The organism is Vibrio sp. M260118 (assembly GCF_036533755.1).
Lineage (GTDB): Bacteria > Pseudomonadota > Gammaproteobacteria > Enterobacterales > Vibrionaceae > Vibrio.
Window position 1 is genome coordinate 1 of record NZ_JATABG010000449.1, and the last position, 2,364, is coordinate 2,364.

The window sequence follows — 2,364 nt, forward strand, 5'->3', positions numbered from 1 at the left end:
TGACGGTTTTGGCAGTGGTAATGGTTGGTATTGCACTGATTTCTTCAATGGTTATTCGTAAGATGCTTGATGCTGCTCGCGCCGGTGAACAACCTGAAATGATTGAAGCAGAAAATTAATCTCCGATTCAGTTAAAATAAATAAAACCCAAGCCAAAGGCTTGGGTTTTTAATATTTGCTAGCGAAATAAAAACTTTAGATATTAATCTCTATCACGTGCTCTAAACTCGTAGCTAACATTAATTACTGGTTGATATGCAATCTCACCAGCACTAGTTACGATTTCATTTACAGTAACGTGTGAGTCACGCAGCTCAAATGAATTCACATCAACGAGATCATTAGAGCTATAAGAAACGGTACGACTCAACTCAAATGGAGATTTTGAATTTATATCCATTATCATTGTTTTACCCGCATCTAGTGCAGCTTGCTTAGAAGCAACTGGCTCACCGCTCATCGTCTCGCTTTGAAGTTTTGTATTATACGCACCGCCTACGCCTGCTAACGCTGCTGAACTAAACAATACTAGGGTTGCTAAACTCATTACTTTAAACATAACTAACTCCTTGGCTATCTTCTTTCTCTTACTTACCTATCCAACTCGCTTATCAAAAGGGAGGGGATTTAAAAACGAGCGACTGTTTTCTGCTCGACTAAAACTATGTTACGTAAAATAAGACCCGAAGATATTAGAATTAATTGCACTTGTTGTTCAGATAATTCGAAAGCCATGATATTTAATTTCTAGCACAAACAGTGTGGATATATTGGTTCACTATATGCACATGGATTTAAAACCTATTATTCAGTACTTTATCAAGTCGTAATTTTATAAAGCGAATTAACTCGATCTACCGCTTTAGAGTTATTGGTTATAATAGTGAGTAAAAATACTCTATAAATTTAATGAGTACTGCGTTCTTTTTTACACAATTATCAAAATCACACCGGTAAAAATTATCGCGATCCCTAGAGTTCGGGTTAAAGAAAGGGCTCGCTTGAGCCCAGAAATTAATGAATAGAAGTGAGACTGTAGCGATAAATAAAATCTTGCAACATCAGTGCGCCATCTTCGGTAATCGTCCAACAATAGAACAATATGTTCAGTACCAAGGTAGTCCAGAACAAGAACTTAAACCCGATATCATGATACTTGTGATGCATTATAGATTGCGCAAATAAAGCGCCAACCCAGCCACCAGCTAGGTTCAATACGTGAAAGGTAATTTCTGGAATTCGCCAAGATCCAGTCTGTTTGGCATCCTTGTCAAATGCATATACCGTGTAAGTCACTGTGCTCAAAGCAAAGTAGAACACGCACGCAATTAGAGGGTAATCAAGCAAGAATACGCTCGCAATGAGCGCACTACTAAACCAAATGGCAATCGCCAATGAAAAGTTGAATACCACAGGCCGCTCAACTTCAATAGCTCGCATCGCGCCATCACTACTCGTTCCTAACCGAAACACGACAGGTTCACTGATACTTGGCGTCTGAGACGCATTCGCTAAATCGCTAATATGAAATCGGATACGTGTATCTTGATCATCCACTGAAATATAACCATAGCCTTTGTTTTGGTCCCATTGAACAACAGTTCCTTGAATAGACATGAGCCTTTCCTTTTCCTAGCAGCAACGTTTGTTTTTTATTATCTAAATACCTATAGCACACATATTCCACAATGCTCATATTTTGTACACAAATTTTGCACTCCAACACTACTGACAAGATCTGACACTCTTTACCTCTATTGTTGGCACGTACTTCAAACAACCCAAACAAGGAATACGCCAATGAAAAGTGTTATCGAAATTGTTCGCTTCAAGCTCAAGCAAACCGCTACAGCAGAACAACTCATCTCTGCTAGCGAACAGAGCCAGAGTTTTGTGTCTAAACTTAACGGATTTGAGTACCGTTCACTCAGTTTTGACCAAGGCTCAGGCACATGGACCGATGTGGTCTATTGGGATTCTATGGAAAACGCCAAAGCTGCGGGTGAGAAATTTACTACTAGCGAAGAGTGTAAGCCTTTAATGGCTCTCATTGACCCAGAGAGTGTCATGATGCAACATCAGACAATAATGATGAGCGACCTAGCTGCTAAATATTGCTAGATGCTATGGGTAGGGAGTATTGCCTCTCCCTACCAAGACCTTTTACCCTCTATTAGGAATGAATGTGAGCAAATCTGAACGACTCTTCGAGCTACTCACCCTACTTCGGTCTAAACGCTTCGCAGTAACGGCTTCTCAATTGGCTCAGCAGATGGAAGTCAGCGAAAGGACTATCTACCGAGATATTCAATCACTGCTAAATTCCGGAGTTCCAATTCAAGGTGAAGCAGGTGTCGGTTATCT

At 40.1% G+C, this 2,364-nt stretch carries 4 protein-coding genes; 2 read left to right on the top strand and 2 right to left on the bottom strand.

Annotated features, from left to right (window positions below):
- Positions 1–202 precede the first annotated feature (202 nt).
- Positions 203–559, bottom strand: coding sequence for a DUF3316 domain-containing protein (locus QTO00_RS18155; protein ID WP_331426028.1), 357 nt, complete (start codon positions 557–559; stop codon positions 203–205).
- A gap of 455 nt (positions 560–1,014) precedes the next feature.
- Positions 1,015–1,617: a DUF1294 domain-containing protein gene (locus tag QTO00_RS18160; RefSeq protein WP_331426029.1), complete on the bottom strand. Its 603-nt coding sequence runs from the start codon at positions 1,615–1,617 to the stop codon at positions 1,015–1,017.
- Between the two features lie 183 nt (positions 1,618–1,800).
- Here QTO00_RS18160 and QTO00_RS18165 point away from each other — a divergent pair, with 183 nt between their 5' ends.
- Both QTO00_RS18165 and QTO00_RS18170 read left to right on the top strand, forming a co-directional pair.
- Entirely contained in the window at positions 1,801–2,121 is a 321-nt protein-coding gene (locus QTO00_RS18165; RefSeq protein WP_331426030.1) for a hypothetical protein, read from the top strand.
- A gap of 64 nt (positions 2,122–2,185) precedes the next feature.
- A partial coding sequence (locus QTO00_RS18170; RefSeq protein ID WP_331426031.1) for a helix-turn-helix transcriptional regulator occupies positions 2,186–2,364 on the top strand: 179 nt, incomplete at its 3' end.

What these genes read in the sequence shown, in the direction of transcription:
- QTO00_RS18165 (WP_331426030.1), top strand. Translation starts at nt 1,801, where the DNA reads ATGAAAAGTGTTATCGAAATTGTTCGCTTCAAGCTCAAGCAAACCGCT.
- QTO00_RS18155 (WP_331426028.1), bottom strand. Translation starts at nt 559, where the DNA reads ATGTTTAAAGTAATGAGTTTAGCAACCCTAGTATTGTTTAGTTCAGCA.
- QTO00_RS18160 (WP_331426029.1), bottom strand. Translation starts at nt 1,617, where the DNA reads ATGTCTATTCAAGGAACTGTTGTTCAATGGGACCAAAACAAAGGCTAT.